Here is a 15,362-nt window from a genome sequence, read left to right as displayed (position 1 = left end):
GGCCGGGATTGAGCGTGTCAGCGCAGGCTTTCCAGGTCGCGGATGCGCTTGGCGCTGTCGGCCTCGAGCTGCCTGGTGACAGCGCCGATCAGCGTCTCGGCGACAACGAACAGAGCGGCGGAAGAGTCCCACGCCGAAGGCACGGCGGTGCGTCCTGCAATGACATGGCGGGCGAAGCGGGCGATCGGCGATAGCCACTGGTCGGTGAACAGCACGATCTGAACGCCGCGCTGATGCGCGGTCTGGGCAAAGCGGACCAGACTGTCCTGATAGCGCCTGATGTCGAAGATCACCAGCACGTCGCGCTTGCCCATGTCGATCAGCCGGTCGCGCCAGATGCTCTCCTGGCCGGCAAGGTGATAGACATCGGGCTGGATGATGGCGAGATGGGCGGCCATGTAGCGTGCCAACGGATCGGTGAAGCGGCCGCCGATCAGGAATGTCTTGCCGCGCCGTTCGGCGAGCCTTTCGGCGATGTCGGCAAGCTGTCTGTCGGAGAGATGCCTGAAGGTCTCGCGCATATTGTCCAGCGTCGCCTCCAGCATTGGCGATACTGCACCGCTTGGGGAGGCCGGGTTGAGCGTGCGCGATGCCGGCGATTGCAATTGCGCCGCCAGTTCGTCCTGCAGCGCCGACTGGAATTCGGGATAGTTCTGGAACCCCAGCCTGGAGACAAAGCGCAGGATGGTCGGCGACGATACGCCGGCGGCGGTCGAGAACTCGGCGACCGTCTTCAGCCCGATCAGCGGATAGTTCGCAATCAGTGTCTGCGCGGCGCGGCGCTCGCCGGCCGGCATCGTGCCGATGCGGTCCGAAATCAGTTCGGCAATGCTGGAAATCATCGTTTTCCCCACCCCTGAGCCCGTCCAGACCGCTTCCCCGAAATCGCATTTGACAAAGCCGGACAAACTGTATGAAATCATCCACAGGGACGCAATGAGGCAAAATACGTAACATAAGATACAGCGCTCCCCAGGGGACGGCAGACTATGGAGAGAGCACGGCCCGCCAGCCTTGCATCGTCTGATACCGTAGGGGTGACGAACCCCGGCGGGTCCAGCCCTTTCGTGCTGACCTGCGACCACGCTTCCAACTTCCTGCCGTCGGCATTCGGCACGCTTGGCCTGCCGGCCGAGGACCTCTCCCGCCACATCGCCTGGGACCCCGGCGCGCTGCCGGTGGCCCGCCGCATCGCGACCGCCCTCGATGCGACGCTCATCGAAACCCGCATCTCGCGCCTGATCATCGACTGCAACCGTCCGCTCGACGCACCGGACCTGGTGCCGCCCGTCAGCGAGACGACGGCCATTCCGGGCAATGCCGGCCTGTCGGACAGTGAGCGCGCCGAGCGCATCGCTTTGTCGTGGCGGCCGTTCCACGACACGATCGCATCGATCATCGACGACCGGCAGGCGCGTGGGCAGGAGACCCGTCTGGTGTCGGTGCATTCCTTCACCCCCGTCTACAAGGGCAAGAAGCGGCCCTGGCATATCGGCATCATCCATGATGACGACCGCCGGCTGGCGTCGCCGCTGATAGCGGCGCTGCAGCGGCTCTCCGGCGTCAGTGTCGGCATCAACGAGCCCTATTCGCCGGCCGACCGCGTCTATTTCACTTTGGAGCGCCATGCACGCTCGCGCGGCCTTGCCTGCGCAATGATCGAAATCCGCAACGACGAGATCTCCGGCGAGACCGGGCAGCGGAAATGGGCGGATCTGCTCACAGGCATTTTTTCTGACCTGAAACCCGAGGAGGCCAAGGGTTCCCGGCGACACGCAATGGGAAAGTCAGTTCAATCGGCCAGCTAAGAACGTTAAAAAGGGGACTTCAAATGGCAGCACCGATACACACGGACACATCGGAGGACGTGAAGGTCCTTCACAGCATGGGCTACGCCCAGGAACTATCGCGGCGCATGGGAGCATTCCAAAGCTTTGCGATCTCGTTTTCGATCATCTGCATCCTGTCCGGCGGGTTTGGATCATTCCCGATCGCGCTTTCGACGGGCGGTCCATTCTCACTGACCATCGGCTGGATCATCGGCAGCGCGTATGCGCTTGTCGTTGCGGCCTGTCTTGGCCAGATCGCGTCAGCCTACCCGACGGCAGGCAGCCTGTATCACTGGTCGTCAATCCTGGGCGGCCGGTTCTGGGGTTGGGCAACGGCCTACGTCAATCTGCTGGGACTGCTGTTCGTCATCCCGGCCGTGAATGTGTTTCTCTATCTCATCACGCGTGATCTGTTCTTCGGTTCGGTACTCGGCTGGGACGTCTCCGGCTGGGGGATGGGGACGCAAATTCTATCGGTCGCCGTCATCACCGCGGCGCAAGCCCTGCTGAACCACTTCGGCATCAGGCTGACGACCATACTGACGGATTTCTCCGGCTACCTGATCCTCGGGGTCACCGTCATCCTTATCATCATGTTTCTGATGGCGGCGCCAAGCCTGGACATCGGCAAGGCGTTCACCTTCGTAAACAACACCGGGGCTTCTGGTGGTGGCGTTTCCCCGCAAACCGGTCCATTGATGGCGATCATCATCGGCCTTCTCTATCCGCTGTTCACCATTACCGGCTTTGACGCGTCCGCACACACGGCGGAAGAAACAGTCAATGCGCGCGACACGGTGCACAAGGGCATGCTGCATTCAGTCTTCTGGTCCGGCGTGTTCGGTTTTGTGCTGATCCTTGTCATGATCATGGCCATCCCGGATCTGAATGCCGCCGCCGCCTCCGGCTGGAGTTCCTTCAACAATCTCTTCATCGCAGCCATCATGACGTCGTTTATCGGCAAGTTGATGCTGATCGGTGTGATCATTTCCAACTTCCTCTGCGCATTAGCCGCCGTGACGTCCACATCACGGATGATCTATGCGTTTGCGCGTGATGGTGGCTTGCCATTCTCGGGCCTGCTGAGCTCGGTCAGCCCGACATATCGCACGCCGGTGGCGGCGATCTGGTTCTCCGCCATCATGGCGGTCGTGTTGACCGCCGTGACGACGCCACTCAATGCCTTTGCCGCGCTCTCGACCGGCTGCGCTATGTATCTCTACATTTCATATGCAATGCCGATTGTTGCGGGTTTCTTTGCCGAAGGAAAAACCTGGACCACCTTTGGCAGCTTCCGTCTGGGCGGTTTGTCAAAAGTCTTCGCGGTCATTGTCATGATCGGAACCGTCCTGGTCACGATCGGTGGTCATGCCTTCGTCGTGTCGATCCCCGGCACACCGGGCGACGCTGCCGCCAATCCGCCGGTTGCCGCCACAAGCTTCGTGCCGGGCCTGTGGTACTATTCGGTTGGCTTCGCCATCATCCTGGCAATTCTTTGGTTCGCCATTGAAAACCGGCGTTTCCAGGGTCCGCCAATCGGCGAGGCGGCAATCGCCAAGCGCAAGGCGATCATTGCAGCCGCTGAAAAGGCTGTCGGCGAATCTGCCTGAGCAACAATCAAAGCCGTGGCGAGTTCGATAGCCACGGCTTTTTCCCTTTCAAAGTGACAAGCCCAAGCGGCTAGCTGGAGTGCCAAAGGAATGGCCGGAAATTTCTCGTTCGATCAGTTGAAGAAAGCGGTCTCCAATGGCGAGATCGACACGGTGCTGGCCTGCATCGTCGACATGCAGGGGCGGCTCGCGGGAAAGCGTTTCCTGGCGCAGTACTTTGTGGATTCTGCTCATGACGAGACGCATGGCTGCAACTATCTGCTCGCCGCCGACATCGATATGGAGCCGGTGCCGGGCTACAAGGCGGCAAGCTGGTCGAAGGGCTATGGCGACTTCGTCATGAAGCCGGACCTTGCCACGCTGCGGCGGATTCCGTGGCTGGAAAAGACCGCGCTGGTGATCTGCGACGTGCTCGACCACCACACCCATGACGACCTTCCGCATTCGCCGCGCGCGATGCTGAAAAAGCAGGTCAAGCGGCTCACCGAACGCGGCTATATCGGCTACTTCGCCTCCGAGCTCGAATTCTACCTGTTCAACGAGACCTATGATTCCGCCCGCAAGAAGCACTGGCAGGGGCTCGACACCGCGTCGCCCTATATCGGCGACTACCAGATCGGCATCACCACCAAGGAAGAAGGCGTCATGCGCCGGCTTCGCAACGAGATGGAAGCGGCGGGCATTCCGATCGAAAACTCCAAGGGCGAATGGGGCCCGGGGCAGGAAGAGATCAATGTGCGCTATGCCGAGGCGCTCGACATGGCGGACCGCCACGTCATCCTGAAGAACGGCGCCAAGGAGATTGCCGAGTCCGAAGGCAAGTCGATTTCCTTCATGTCGAAATACAATTACGGGCTCGCCGGTAATTCCAGCCACATCCACAATTCGCTGTGGAGCGCCGATGGCAAGACGCCATTGTTCTTCGACAAGAAGGCGGACTGGACTTTGTCCACGCTTGGCCAGCAATGGGCGGCTGGGCAACTGAAATATGCCAGGGAGTTTACCTGGTTCCTGGCTCCCTACATCAACTCCTACAAGCGCTTCCAGGCCGGCACCTTCGCACCGACCAAGATCATGTGGAGCGAGGACAACCGCACCGCCGGCTTCCGCCTGTGCGGTGAGGGCACCAAGGGCATCCGCATGGAATGCCGCATCGGCGGCGCCGACCTGAACCCCTATCTCGCTTTCGCGGCGCTGATCGCCGCCGGCCTTGCCGGCATCGACGAGAAGCTCGAACTGCAGAAGCCGTTCGTCGGCGATGCCTACCAGGCCTCGCGCCTGCCGGAGATCCCGAAGACGCTGCGCGACGCCACCGAGACGCTGGCCAAGTCGAAGATGCTGAAGCAGGCGCTCGGCGACGATGTGCTCGAACATTATGTCCACACCGCAAAGTGGGAGCAGTTCGAATACGACCGCCGCATTACGGATTGGGAACTGCACAGGGGGTTCGAGCGGTATTAAAACTTTATACAGCTTTAATGTTGACAATGTAGTGAAGTTAGTACCATATGGTACCTGTAAACTGCAGTGCGCTACATTGAGGAGTTTGCAATGTCCAAATATGCGCCGCTCAAGGACTTTCTCATTGCCCAAAATGTCGATCGCGTTCCGATGTCATTCGCCGAAATCGAGAGAGTGCTCAATCTGCCGCTGCCCGCATCGAAGCAATACCCTGCATGGTGGAGCAACAATCCGAGCAACAATCCCATGACAAGGGAGTGGCTTGAGGCTGGGTTCGAGACCGAATCCGTCAATATAGGGAGTGGGAAACTGGTATTTCGCCGCGTTCGCAAAGAGCCCATTTCGGCGCCGCCCAGTGGTAGCGTGCCTGCCGCGCCAAAGGAGGCGCGCGCGGATCGCCACCCCGGTTTTGGTTTCATGAAGGGCCTAATAACGATCGAAGCCGGATTTGATATCACCAAACCTTTCGATGACGAGCCATGGGACCGGGGCTATCTGGGCGGTGAGGCTGACGCGCGTGACGGCAAACTTGCGGTGCGTAAATGAGCGAAGGGCCAAACCTGCTTCTGGATACATGTGCGGTGATCTTTGTCGCCAACGATAGTCTGATCGATCCGCACGCAAGCCGGGAGATTTCGGAAGCGGCCTATGACGGCCGTCTGTATCTTTCACCGATGTCGGCATGGGAGATCGGAATCGGCGTAGCCAAGGGTCGGCTCAATCTGCCATTGGCACCACTCGACTTCGTGGAGCGATTCATCGAGCGAATGTCGGCAAAGCTCAGCGCTATCTCACCAGCCATTCTGATTGCGTCATCCAACCTGCCCGGTCCGCCTCATGGTGATCCCATCGATCGGATACTGATGGCAAGTGCGAGAGCGTTGGACATGGTTCTGGTGACGCGTGACGAGCCCATCCTTCGCTATGGCCGCAATGGCCATCTGCGCACCCTAGCCTGCTAACTTGGAGTATCCTTTGGAAACCGTAAAACTCAAATCGCCCATCGATGGTTCGATTTACGCCGAGCGGCCGATCGCGACCGACCAGGCGATCAATGCCGCGGTCGAGCGCGCCAAGGCGGCGCAGGAGAAGTGGGCGCTGACACCGATCGTCGAGCGCGGCAAATTTATGCTGGCGATGCTCGAAGCGCTGGTCGCGATGACCGACGAGATCGTGCCGGAGATCGCCTGGCAGATGGGGCGACCGGTGCGCTATGGCGGCGAGTTCGGCGGCGTCAGGGAACGCACCAATTACATGGTCGAGATCGCTGAAGCCGCGCTGAAATCCGTGCCGGCATCCAACCCGAAGGACGGCTTCCGACGCTATGTGAAGAAGGATCCGCTCGGCGTCGTCATGGTGATCGCGCCGTGGAACTATCCCTATCTGACCGCCGTCAACACCATCGTGCCGGCACTGATGGCCGGCAATACCGTTATCCTCAAACATGCGGCGCAGACGCTGCTGGTCGGCGAACGGTTCCAGCAGGCGTTCGACAAGGTTGGGCTGCCCAAGGGCGTGTTCCAGAATGTCGTGCTGAACCATGCCCAGACCGAGAAGCTGCTCGGCTCGGGCAAGATCGACCATGTCAATTTCACCGGTTCGGTCGGCGGCGGCCGCGCCATCGAGAAGGCGGCGGCCGGCACCTTCATGACGCTCGGGCTCGAACTCGGCGGCAAGGATCCGGCCTATGTGCTGCCCGACGCCAAGCTCGACCATGCGGTGGCCAATCTGGTCGACGGCGCCTTCTACAATTCCGGCCAGTGCTGCTGCGGCATCGAGCGCGTCTATGTGCATGAGAAGGTCTACGACCAGTTCGTCGAAGGTTTCATCGCCGAGACGAAGAATTATGTCGTCGGCAATCCGCTGGAACAGGAGACGACAATGGGGCCGATGGCGCAGGCGCGCTTTGCCGACCTGATCCGCGAGCAGAAGGCCGAGGCGCTGCGCAAGGGTGCAATCGCACACATCAATATGAAGGTGGCTAACGACAAGGCCGGCTCGCCCTATCTGGCGCCGGAAGTGCTGACCGGCGTCGACCACCAGATGAGCGTCATGCGCGAGGAAAGTTTTGGCCCGATCGTCGGCATCATGAAGGTGCGTAACGACGAGGAGGCGATCGCGCTGATGAACGACAGCCCCTACGGGCTGACCGCTTCGATCTGGACCGGCGATATCGAGCATGCGGTGGCGATCGGCGACCGCGTCGAGACCGGCACCGTGTTCATGAACCGCTGCGACTACCTCGATCCGGCGCTGGTCTGGACCGGCGTCAAGGACACCGGCAAAGGCGTCGCCCTTTCGGCGCTCGGCTACGACAATCTGACCCGGCCGAAATCCTTCCATCTGCGCGAAGCCATCTGATTTTTTGAAAGACAAGACATGTCCAAGCTGATCTCCAAATGGAACTACCCGACCACCGTCCGCTTCGGTGCCGGGCGCATCAAGGAACTGCCTGAGGTGCTCGCGGCCACCGGCATTAAGCGGCCGCTTTTCGTCACCGATCCGGGGTTGGCGAAACTGCCGGTCGTCGCTTCGACGCTGAAAATCCTCGACGACGCCAAGGTATCCTATGGCGTGTTCTCCGAGGTGAAGCCGAACCCGGTCGATTCCAACCTCACCGCCGGGATCGCCGTGTTCAAGAAGGGCAAGCATGACGGCGTCATCGCCTTCGGCGGCGGTTCAGCGCTCGATCTCGGCAAGCTGATCGCGTTCCAGGCCGGCCAGACGCGACCGATCTGGGACTTTGAGGATGTCGGCGACTGGTGGACGCGCGCCAATTCGGATGCCATCGCGCCGATCATCGCCGTGCCGACCACTGCCGGCACAGGCTCGGAAGTCGGGCGTGCCGGCGTCATCACCAATGAGGCGACGCACACCAAGAAGGTCATCTTCCATCCGAAGCTTTTGCCGGCAATCGTCATTGCCGATCCGGAACTGTCGGTCGGCATGCCCGGCTTCATCACCGCCGGCACCGGCATGGATGCGCTGGCACATTGCCTCGAAGCCTATTGCGCGCCGGGCTACCATCCGATGGCCGACGGCATTGCCGTCGAAGGTGTGCGCCTGGTGTTCGAGAACCTGCCCAAGGCCTACGCCAACGGCCAGGACCTTGTCGCGCGCGCCCACATGATGAGTGCGGCCGCCATGGGTGCTGCCGCCTTCCAGAAGGGTCTTGGCGCCATCCACTCGCTGTCGCATCCGATCGGCGCGCTCTACGACACCCATCACGGCATGACGAATGCGGTGTTCATGCCCTATGTCTTGGCCTTCAATCGCGACTCCATCGAGGAGCGGATTGCCCGGCTCGCTGCCTATTGCGGCATCAAGGGTGGCTTCGACGGCTTTGCCAAAGCGATCATCAAGCTGCGCAAGGAATTGAAGGTGCCGCATGCGCTGCCCGGCCTGATCAAGGGGCTCGACATGGACAAGAAGCGCAAGGGGCTGATCGCCGACATGGCGGTGGTCGATCCGACAGCCGGCGGCAACCCGGTCAAGCTGACCAAAAAGGCGGCGCTGACGCTGCTCGAGAACACTATCGCCGGCACTGTCTGAGGCGGTTTCTGCGCCGGACGTGATCTAAAAACGAAGGGAAAGGAAGGGCAAGGGGGCAAAAAGCAAGGCAATAAACCATTAGCCGGGAAATTAAGTCGAGGCTAATTGCTACAGCCGGTTAAAAAGAGTTAACTTTTCGTACCGCCGGGGGCCAGTTTCAAAAAGCTTTCATCTGGCTGTCATATGAAACCGATACCGCATCGCAGGCGTCCAGGACGCCAGTTCAACGGAGAGAACACATGTTCAAGTTCACAGGGAAAGTGCTTTCCCTTTCGGCCGTCGCCCTCATGGCGACCTCTGCTATCTCGTCGGCCCAGTCCATGGATGAACTGGTTGCCGCTGCGAAGAAGGAAGGCCAGCTCACGACCATCGCGCTGCCGCATGACTGGTGCGGCTACGGCGCCGTCATCGACGGCTTCAAGGCAAAGTATCCTGAGATCACCATCAACGAACTCAACCCCGATGCCGGCTCCGGCGACGAGGTCGAGGCGATCAAGGCCAACAAGGACAACAAGGGCCCGCAGGCGCCCGACGTCATCGACGTTGGCCTGTCCTTCGGCCCGACCGCCAAGGCTGACGGCCTGATCCAGCCCTACAAAGTGTCGACCTGGGACTCGATCCCCGACAGCGCCAAGGATGCCGATGGTTACTGGACCGGCGACTACTATGGCGTGCTATCCTTCCTGGTGAACAAGGACCTCGTCAAGGAAGCGCCTGCTGACTGGGCTGACCTGCTGAAGCCGGAATTCGCCAACACCGTGGCGCTTGCCGGCGACCCGCGCGCCTCGAACCAGGCCATCCAGGCCGTCTACGCGGCCGGCATTTCCGGTGGTGCGGCTGCCGGCGAAGCTGCTGGCACTGCTGGTCTCGACTTCTTCAAGAAGCTTAACGCCGCCGGCAATTTCGTGCCGGTCATCGGCAAACCGGCGACCCTGGCACAAGGCCAAACGCCGATCCTGGTGACCTGGGATTACAATGCACTTGCCGGTCGCGACACGCTGAAGGGCAATCCGCCCGTCGACGTCGTCGTGCCGAAGACCGGTGTCGTTGCCGGCGTCTATGTGCAGGCGATCAGTGCTTTCGCACCGCATCCGAACGCTGCCAAGCTCTGGCTGGAGTATCTCTACTCCGACGAAGGCCAGATCGGCTGGCTGAAGGGCTATTGCCACCCGATCCGCTTCAACGATCTTGCCAAGAACGGCAAGCTCCCGGCGGACGTGATGGCCAAGCTGCCGCCGGCCGAGGCTTACGCTGCCGCGGTGTTCCCGACGCTGGACGAGCAGGGCAAGGCAAAGGAAGCCGTCACCAAGAACTGGGATGCCGTCGTCGGCGCCAACGTCAAGTAAGGCTTGAAACCAACCGGGCGGCCTCGCGGCCGCCCGGTGTTCCTCGGAGACGGTAGCCGGCGCATGACAGATATCTCGCTTTCCGATCACGCAGTTGCCGGGAAGACCGCGCCCCCCAGCGAGGCGCGTGCAATGCGACTGCCGACGCAATGGCTCGGCGTTGCGCCATTTTTCATCTTCGCCATCATGTTCCTGATCCTACCCACGCTCTATCTGATGCTGGGTGCATTCCAGAACGATGCCGGCGAATTCACGTTCGAAAACATAGCAGCACTGGCGCAGCCATCGATTGTCGCCGCCTACTGGATCTCGCTCAAGGTCAGCCTTTCCTCGTCGCTGATCGGCGCCTTCGCAGGTCTCGGCATCGCCATCGCCATCGTGCGCGGCGGCCTGCCGGAGTGGATACGTTCGGCGACGCTGACATTCTCCGGCGTGGCTTCCAATTTCGCCGGCGTACCGCTGGCCTTCGCCTTCATCGCCACGCTCGGACGCCTCGGTCTCGCCACGGTGCTGCTCAACACCGTGTTCGGCCTCAACATTTATGCGCACGGCTTCAACATCCTATCGTTCTGGGGCCTGACGCTGACCTATGTCTATTTCCAGATTCCCCTAATGGTGGTCATCATCACGCCGGCGATCGACGGCTTGAAGAAGGAGTGGGGCGAGGCTGCGGCGACGCTTGGCGCCACCCAGACGCAATACTGGCGCATGGTGGTCATCCCGGTGATCTGGCCGAGCTTCCTCGGCACGGTCATCCTGCTCTTCGCCAATGCCTTCGGCGCCATCGCCACCGCCTATGCGCTGACCGGCTCTTCACTCAACATCGTGCCGATCCTGCTCTATGCGCAGATACGCGGTGACGTGCTGCACAATGCCCATCTCGGCTATGCGATCGCCTTCGGCATGATCGTCATCACCGGGCTGGCCAATGTCTTCTACATCTGGTTCCGGACGCGCTCGGAGAGGTGGCTGAAATGAAGTCCGGAAAATTCTGGGCCTGGGTCGTCTTCGGGCTGGGCGCGGCCTATTTCTTCATTCCGCTGATCGCGACGGTGGAATTTTCCTTGCGCATGCGGCGCGGCGCTTATTCCTTCGACGCCTATCAGATCGTGCTTGGCGACCCTCGTTTTCAGGCGACCTTTGGCTACTCAGTGCTTGCCGCCATCTTCACCATCATTCTGGGCGTGTTGATCGTGGTGCCCGCCGCCTACTGGATTCGACTGCGCCTGCCGCAACTGCGGCCGATCGTAGAGTTCATCACGCTGCTGCCGCTGGTCATTCCCGCCATCGTCATCGTCTTCGGCTATATCAGGATGTACGGTTCGAATTCGCCGCTGCCGTTCCTGGCGACCGACATGGGCACAAATGCCTTGCTGGTCATCGGCTATGCAATGCTGGCGCTGCCCTACATGTATCGCGCGGTCGATACCGGACTGCGCACCATCGACGTCAGGACGCTGACCGAAGCGGCGCAGATCCTTGGCGCCGGTTGGGGCACGATCATTGGTCGTGTGATCCTGCCCAATGTGCTGATCGCCGTGCTGTCGGGCGCCTTCCTTACCTTCGCCATCGTCATTGGCGAATTCACCATGGCCAGCTTGCTCAACCGGCCCGCCTTCGGCCCCTATCTGCAAAACGTTGGCGCCAACCGCGCCTATGAGCCGGCGGCGCTTGCCATCATCGCCTTCGCCATCACCTGGGGCTGTATGTCGCTGATCCAGATCCTGTCCCGTTTCGCGCCGAGATCGGCGAACCGCCCGAACTGATCGACAAAGTACTGATCGAAAGAAAAAGCCATGGCCGAACCATTCCTCTCCATCCAGCATGTGCGAAAATCCTTCGGCGCCACCACCGTGGTCGAAGATTTCAATCTTGATGTCGAGCCGGGCGAGTTCGTTTCCTTCCTTGGGCCATCGGGTTGCGGCAAGACCACCGTGCTGCGCATGGTCGCCGGTTTCGAAGAGCCGTCGGCGGGCAAGATCGTCGTCGCAGGCAAGGACATCACGAGGCTGAAGCCCAACCAGCGCAATGTCGGTATGGTGTTCCAGGCTTATGCGCTGTTCCCGAACCTGACCGTGGCGCAGAATATCGGCTTCGGCCTGAAGGTCGCCGGGATGGCCAAGGCGGACATCGACAGACGCGTGGCCGAGATGCTCGACATCATCAAGCTGCCGCAGATGGCAGACCGCTATCCCTATCAGCTCTCGGGCGGCCAGCAGCAGCGTATCGCGCTGGCGCGTGCCATCGCGCCGAAGCCGAAGCTGCTTCTGCTCGACGAGCCGCTGTCGGCGCTCGACGCCAAGGTACGTGTGTCGTTGCGCGAGGAAATCCGCTCGATCCAGAAGAAGCTCGGCATCACCACCATCTTCGTCACCCATGACCAGGAAGAGGCGCTGTCGATCTCCGACCGCATCGCGGTGATGTATGGCGGCAAGGCCGAGCAGGTCGGCACGCCGTTCGAGATCTACAACCGGCCGGCGACCAAGTTCGTCGCCAATTTCGTCGGCACGCTGAACGTGCTCGAAGGCAAGGTCACTGACGCCGCGGCCGGCACGGTGCAAGTCAACACGCAGGAAGTCTCGCTCAAGGGCAAGCTCAACGGCTCGAAGTCCGGTGACACCCTGTCGCTGGCGCTGCGTCCCGAGGCGATTTCGCTAGGGCGCCAGCCCGGTCGCGATTCAAGCCTGTCGGGCGAAATCTCCGAAGTGCACTTCCTCGGCTCGGTGATCCGCGTTCGCGTCGGCATCGGCGGCAACACGGTGTCGCTCGACACCTTCAACAGCCCGGCAACGCCACCGCCGGCTGTTGGCGAGAAGGCGGAGATATCGTTTTCATCGAGCGACATGCTGGTGCTGCACTAGTAAAAGCAGCATCCCAAGGGAACCGAGACGGTCGAATCAGGCCAGCGCGATGAACGGCCGTATCCTGCCAAGGTCGGGCGTTTGCTGGACAATCAACAGCATCTTGCCATCCAGCCACTGCCCACGATGCCGCTTCGCCGCTACGATGGGCCATGGCGCTATTCGAACTTACCCTCATCCTGCTTCTGGCTGCCGTCGCGCTGACGGCGCTGTCGCGGCGGCTGGAAATTCCCTATCCGTCCCTGCTGGCTCTGGCCGGCGTCGCGATTGCCTTCGTACCCGGTGCGCCGACGATCGAGATCGATCCGGAACTGGCGCTTGCCCTGTTCATCGCGCCGGTGCTTCTCGACGCCGCCTATGACACGTCGCTGCGCGACCTCAAGCGCTACCGGCTGTCGCTCGCGTTGCTCGCGCTGGGCGCCGTGGTCTTCACCACCGTGGTGGTTGCCTTGGTCGGCTGGAAGATGGCCGGCCTGCCGATCGCGGCGGCAATCGCGCTTGGCGCCATCGTCGCGCCGCCGGATGCGGTGGCCGCATCCGCCGTGCTCAGCCAGTTCAAGGTACCGCACCGCATCACCGCCATCCTGCAGGGCGAGAGCCTGCTCAACGATGCCACGGCGCTGCTGATCTACCGGCTGGCGGTTTCGGCCGCGCTTGGCACGATCATGCTCAGCAACGCCGTTCCGGTGATCCTGCTGGCAACGATCGGCAGTGTGATCGCGGGCTATCTGTTTGGCCGCGTCTCGCTGCTGGCGCTCGGCCGCATCGAGGATGCGGCGAGCAGCACGGTGGTGCAGTTTGCCGGAACCTTCGCCGTGTGGATCATCGCCGACAGGCTCGGCCTTTCCGCCATCATCACCATCGTCGTCTATGCCATGACCATTGCGCGCAGGGCGCCGCGCCAGTCGTCGGCGAGACGCCGCGTCAGCACCTATTCGGTCTGGGAGTCGGCGGTGTTCGTGCTCAACGTGCTGGCTTTCGTGCTGATGGGCCTGCAGGCACGCACGATCGTTGGCAGGCTGGCCGGCGACGGGCAAGGCGAAGCATTCCTTTTCGCCGCAACGGTGCTGGTCGTCGTTATCGTCGCGCGCCTTGTCTGGGTGGCGAGTTACGTCGCGATCATCCGGTGGCTTGCCCGCTTCGGCAGCCAAGAGGCAAGGCGGGAATTGCCGACGTTCGGCGGCGCCGTCATTGTCGGCTGGTGCGGCATGCGTGGGTTGGTGACGCTGGTGGTGGCCATTGCGCTGCCGGCCGATTTTCCCGGCCGCGACCCGATCGTGCTTGCCGCCTTCGCGGTGGTGCTGGGCACGCTGGTGCTGCAAGGCATGACGCTGAAGCCGCTGCTGCGCTGGATCAACTTCGACCCCGATAGAACCGTCGACAATGAGGTGGCGCAGGCGCGCGTCGCCATCATGCAGGCAGCACTGGACGTGCTGAGCCGCAAGACATCTGCGGCGGCGGCTGTCGTGCGCGAGCAGTATGAGGCGCAGCGCCTGATTGCGGAAAACCCGGATGATGCTCAGGCCGCGACCGAATACGACCGGCTGCGCCTCTATGCCATCAACCGCCAGCGCGACACGCTCGAGGAGTTGCGCAGCAACGGCACGATCGGCGACGAAGCCTACCACCGGCTGGAGGAAGAGATCGACTGGGCCGAACTGGCGGCATCGCCGGCGGGCCGGTTCCAGCCGCTGACCACATCATAGACGCTGGCCCAGTTCCGCCGTCGTGCCGGTACATTGCAACCCGTCTGCCGAACCGCTACTGCCAAAGCGAAATTGAGCCGGATAAGCAATGAAACTGGTCAGCTACAACATCCAGTACGGGTTCGGCGGCGATGGCCGTTACGATCTTTCGCGCTGCACCAAGCTGGTCGACGGCGCCGATATCATCGCGCTGCAGGAGGTCGAGCGGCATTGGCAGCGCACCAATGAGGACGACCAGCCGGAGGTCCTGTCCAAGCTGCTGCCTAGCTATTACTGGGTCTATGGCCCGGCCTTCGACATGGACGCCAGTGAGCGGCGCGACGGCCGGGTCGTCAACCGCCGCCGCCAGTTCGGCACCATGCTGCTGTCGAAGCTGCCGATCGCCTGGTCGCGGCTGCACGCGCTGCCCATGCGCCGCACGCTGCGGCCGCTCAACATGCGCAACGCCGCGCTCGAATGCATGATCCGCACGCCGGCCGGACCGGTAAGGGTCCTGTCGCTGCATCTCGCCCATATCGCGGCGGAGGAGCGTCTGGAGCAGATCGACTATCTCTTGGCCGAGCATCGCCGCGCGCCGTCCGAGGGCGGCCCGTGGAGCGGCGCGGACGATGAGCCTTCGCGCAACTGGACCAGTGGCGAGGCCGAGCCGGAAAACCCGACAGCTGCGATCTGGATGGGCGATTTCAACATGGAGCCGGGCAGCGCCGAATACAGCCGCATCGTCGGCAGCACGCCCTATCATCGCGGGGCAGCTTATCTCGACGGCTTTGTTGATGCCGCTGCCGTCGCTAGCGAGCCGGCTGCCGATTTCCACACCCATGTGAAAACGATCGACGGGAAAGTGGCAAAACGCCGGCTCGACCATTGCTTCGTCGGCGGTATGTTCGCGGACCGTGTGCGCTCGGTCAGTGCCGATATAGGCGAGATCGCTTCAGACCATTTTCCGGTCCGGATCGATATCGATCTCGAAACGCCTTTGAGCTCGGGAGATCGGTGA

Annotated in this window: 14 protein-coding genes; 13 read left to right on the top strand and 1 reads right to left on the bottom strand. The window is 61.8% G+C overall.

What is annotated here, in order from left to right; translation table 11 throughout:
* Positions 1–17: 17 nt before the first annotated feature.
* A complete protein-coding gene (locus tag ACYG9V_RS29380) occupies positions 18–842 on the bottom strand; it encodes a MurR/RpiR family transcriptional regulator (protein WP_352762524.1) in 825 nt (274 codons plus the stop codon).
* Between the two features lie 147 nt (positions 843–989).
* On the opposite strand from ACYG9V_RS29380, the gene ACYG9V_RS29375 reads away from it, so the two are divergent.
* The 13 genes from ACYG9V_RS29375 (at position 990) to ACYG9V_RS29315 (ending at position 15,362) form a co-directional block, all read left to right on the top strand.
* Positions 990–1,808, top strand: coding sequence for an N-formylglutamate amidohydrolase (locus ACYG9V_RS29375; protein ID WP_352443503.1), 819 nt, complete (start codon positions 990–992; stop codon positions 1,806–1,808).
* 23 nt (positions 1,809–1,831) lie between these two features.
* Positions 1,832–3,439: an amino acid permease gene (locus tag ACYG9V_RS29370; RefSeq protein WP_023825178.1), complete on the top strand. Its 1,608-nt coding sequence runs from the start codon at positions 1,832–1,834 to the stop codon at positions 3,437–3,439.
* A gap of 90 nt (positions 3,440–3,529) precedes the next feature.
* On the top strand, positions 3,530–4,900 hold the full coding sequence (locus ACYG9V_RS29365) for a glutamine synthetase family protein (protein ID WP_023671164.1): 1,371 nt from the start codon (positions 3,530–3,532) through the stop codon (positions 4,898–4,900).
* A 90-nt stretch (positions 4,901–4,990) separates the two neighbouring features.
* Positions 4,991–5,446 carry a DUF7662 domain-containing protein gene (locus ACYG9V_RS29360; protein ID WP_023671165.1) on the top strand — a complete coding sequence of 152 codons (456 nt, stop codon included), beginning with the start codon at positions 4,991–4,993 and terminating at the stop codon, positions 5,444–5,446.
* Positions 5,443–5,862 (top strand): type II toxin-antitoxin system VapC family toxin, encoded by a 420-nt coding sequence (locus ACYG9V_RS29355; protein ID WP_027049802.1) that lies wholly within the window; start codon positions 5,443–5,445, stop codon positions 5,860–5,862. The genes ACYG9V_RS29360 and ACYG9V_RS29355 overlap by 4 nt, the downstream gene beginning before the upstream one ends.
* Positions 5,863–5,875: 13 nt before the next feature.
* Positions 5,876–7,261 (top strand): aldehyde dehydrogenase family protein, encoded by a 1,386-nt coding sequence (locus tag ACYG9V_RS29350; RefSeq protein WP_023756310.1) that lies wholly within the window; start codon positions 5,876–5,878, stop codon positions 7,259–7,261.
* Between the two features lie 18 nt (positions 7,262–7,279).
* Positions 7,280–8,452, top strand: coding sequence for an iron-containing alcohol dehydrogenase (locus tag ACYG9V_RS29345; protein WP_023671168.1), 1,173 nt, complete (start codon positions 7,280–7,282; stop codon positions 8,450–8,452).
* Positions 8,453–8,691: 239 nt separating this feature from the next.
* Positions 8,692–9,798, top strand: coding sequence for an ABC transporter substrate-binding protein (locus tag ACYG9V_RS29340; RefSeq protein WP_023671169.1), 1,107 nt, complete (start codon positions 8,692–8,694; stop codon positions 9,796–9,798).
* 63 nt (positions 9,799–9,861) lie between these two features.
* A complete protein-coding gene (locus ACYG9V_RS29335) occupies positions 9,862–10,776 on the top strand; it encodes an ABC transporter permease (protein WP_023671170.1) in 915 nt (304 codons plus the stop codon).
* Positions 10,773–11,564 (top strand): ABC transporter permease, encoded by a 792-nt coding sequence (locus ACYG9V_RS29330; RefSeq protein ID WP_023671171.1) that lies wholly within the window; start codon positions 10,773–10,775, stop codon positions 11,562–11,564. The genes ACYG9V_RS29335 and ACYG9V_RS29330 overlap by 4 nt, the downstream gene beginning before the upstream one ends.
* Before the next feature lie 30 nt (positions 11,565–11,594).
* The gene (locus ACYG9V_RS29325; protein WP_352762522.1) at positions 11,595–12,659 is read left to right on the top strand and encodes an ABC transporter ATP-binding protein; all 1,065 of its coding nucleotides are present in this window, start codon (positions 11,595–11,597) and stop codon (positions 12,657–12,659) included.
* Between the two features lie 152 nt (positions 12,660–12,811).
* The gene (locus ACYG9V_RS29320) at positions 12,812–14,365 is read left to right on the top strand and encodes a cation:proton antiporter (protein ID WP_352762521.1); all 1,554 of its coding nucleotides are present in this window, start codon (positions 12,812–12,814) and stop codon (positions 14,363–14,365) included.
* An 88-nt stretch (positions 14,366–14,453) separates the two neighbouring features.
* On the top strand, positions 14,454–15,362 hold the full coding sequence (locus tag ACYG9V_RS29315) for an endonuclease/exonuclease/phosphatase family protein (RefSeq protein ID WP_352762519.1): 909 nt from the start codon (positions 14,454–14,456) through the stop codon (positions 15,360–15,362).

The sequence above is a fragment of the Mesorhizobium sp. W016 genome (genome assembly GCF_054719485.1).
The sequence above is the reverse complement of the archived record's forward strand: the minus strand, read 5'-3'. Positions and strand labels throughout refer to the sequence as shown.

What these genes read in the sequence shown, in the direction of transcription:
- ACYG9V_RS29380 (WP_352762524.1), bottom strand. Translation starts at nt 842, where the DNA reads ATGATTTCCAGCATTGCCGAACTGATTTCGGACCGCATCGGCACGATG.
- ACYG9V_RS29375 (WP_352443503.1), top strand. Translation starts at nt 990, where the DNA reads ATGGAGAGAGCACGGCCCGCCAGCCTTGCATCGTCTGATACCGTAGGG.
- ACYG9V_RS29370 (WP_023825178.1), top strand. Translation starts at nt 1,832, where the DNA reads ATGGCAGCACCGATACACACGGACACATCGGAGGACGTGAAGGTCCTT.
- ACYG9V_RS29365 (WP_023671164.1), top strand. Translation starts at nt 3,530, where the DNA reads ATGGCCGGAAATTTCTCGTTCGATCAGTTGAAGAAAGCGGTCTCCAAT.
- ACYG9V_RS29360 (WP_023671165.1), top strand. Translation starts at nt 4,991, where the DNA reads ATGTCCAAATATGCGCCGCTCAAGGACTTTCTCATTGCCCAAAATGTC.
- ACYG9V_RS29355 (WP_027049802.1), top strand. Translation starts at nt 5,443, where the DNA reads ATGAGCGAAGGGCCAAACCTGCTTCTGGATACATGTGCGGTGATCTTT.
- ACYG9V_RS29345 (WP_023671168.1), top strand. Translation starts at nt 7,280, where the DNA reads ATGTCCAAGCTGATCTCCAAATGGAACTACCCGACCACCGTCCGCTTC.
- ACYG9V_RS29340 (WP_023671169.1), top strand. Translation starts at nt 8,692, where the DNA reads ATGTTCAAGTTCACAGGGAAAGTGCTTTCCCTTTCGGCCGTCGCCCTC.
- ACYG9V_RS29335 (WP_023671170.1), top strand. Translation starts at nt 9,862, where the DNA reads ATGACAGATATCTCGCTTTCCGATCACGCAGTTGCCGGGAAGACCGCG.
- ACYG9V_RS29330 (WP_023671171.1), top strand. Translation starts at nt 10,773, where the DNA reads ATGAAGTCCGGAAAATTCTGGGCCTGGGTCGTCTTCGGGCTGGGCGCG.
- ACYG9V_RS29325 (WP_352762522.1), top strand. Translation starts at nt 11,595, where the DNA reads ATGGCCGAACCATTCCTCTCCATCCAGCATGTGCGAAAATCCTTCGGC.
- ACYG9V_RS29320 (WP_352762521.1), top strand. Translation starts at nt 12,812, where the DNA reads ATGGCGCTATTCGAACTTACCCTCATCCTGCTTCTGGCTGCCGTCGCG.
- ACYG9V_RS29315 (WP_352762519.1), top strand. Translation starts at nt 14,454, where the DNA reads ATGAAACTGGTCAGCTACAACATCCAGTACGGGTTCGGCGGCGATGGC.